Here is a 947-nt window from a genome sequence, read left to right on the forward strand (position 1 = left end):
CGCAGCAGTGGCGCGAGGTCCTCGGCGATGGTGCGCACGTTGGCCGCCACCCGTTCGGCAGGCATGCCGGGCAGCGCGGCCCAGAAGTACACGAGGTCGACCGGCGCTCCCGCGCTGAAGTCGCGTACGAACCCGGCCACCTCGGCCGCCGTCCCGAACACGAAGTAGTCCTGGGAGGTGGTGCCGCGCGGGCGGCGGGCGCGCAGCTTGTCCGGGTCGACCGGTTTGAAGGGCGGCAGGTTCTCGTGGCCCATCCGGCCGTGCAGCCGGTAGGAGTTCGCCTGCTCGGCCAGGTGTGGGGCGATGAGCGGCCAGTCGCGCTCCGGGTCGTCGCTGACCCAGGCCTGGATGCCGCCTCCCATCCGCGCCGTCGCCGGGTCGTGGCCGCCCTCGACGAGCCCGGCCCGGTAGGGCTCCCAGTTGCGGGCGTCCGGGGAGAGCAGGTACTCGCCGAGCAGGCCGGCGCGGCGGGCGCCCTTCGGGCCGAGGTATCCCATCCAGATCGGCAGTCGCTCCTGGACCGGACCGGGCGTGACCCGGCCGGACGCCCACAGCTCGCGGATCTGGCGGGCGCGGGCGTCGTTGTCGCGGTAGCGGTTACGGATGTCGGCGCCGTAGAGGTCGAACTCGGGCGGGCGGTAGCCGGCGCCGATGCCGAGGTCGAGCCGGCCGCCACTGAGCAGGTCGACGACGGCCGCCTGCTCGGCGAGCTCCGCCGGCGCGTGCAGCGGCGCCACCACGATGCCGGTGCCGAGGCGCACTCGGCGGGTCCGGGCGGCGGCCGCGGCCAGCAGGGTCAGCGGAGCGGGCAGGTAGTCGTCGTCGAAGCCGTGGTGCTCGGTGGCCCAGACGGCGTCGAGGCCGAGCCGCTCGGCCTCCTCGCACAGCTCGGGGAAGGCGCCGTACAGCTCGGCCGGGTCCCGGCGCCACCGGCGCGGGTTGCGCAT

1 protein-coding gene is annotated in these 947 nt (G+C 75.3%); it reads right to left on the reverse strand.

What is annotated here, in order from left to right; genetic code table 11:
* On the reverse strand, nt 1-947 hold a 947-nt coding region (locus C1A33_RS26410; protein WP_101834283.1), incomplete at both ends, for an LLM class flavin-dependent oxidoreductase.

The organism is Frankia canadensis, assembly GCF_900197875.1.
Taxonomy (GTDB): Bacteria; Actinomycetota; Actinomycetes; order Frankiales; family Frankiaceae; genus Frankia; species Frankia canadensis.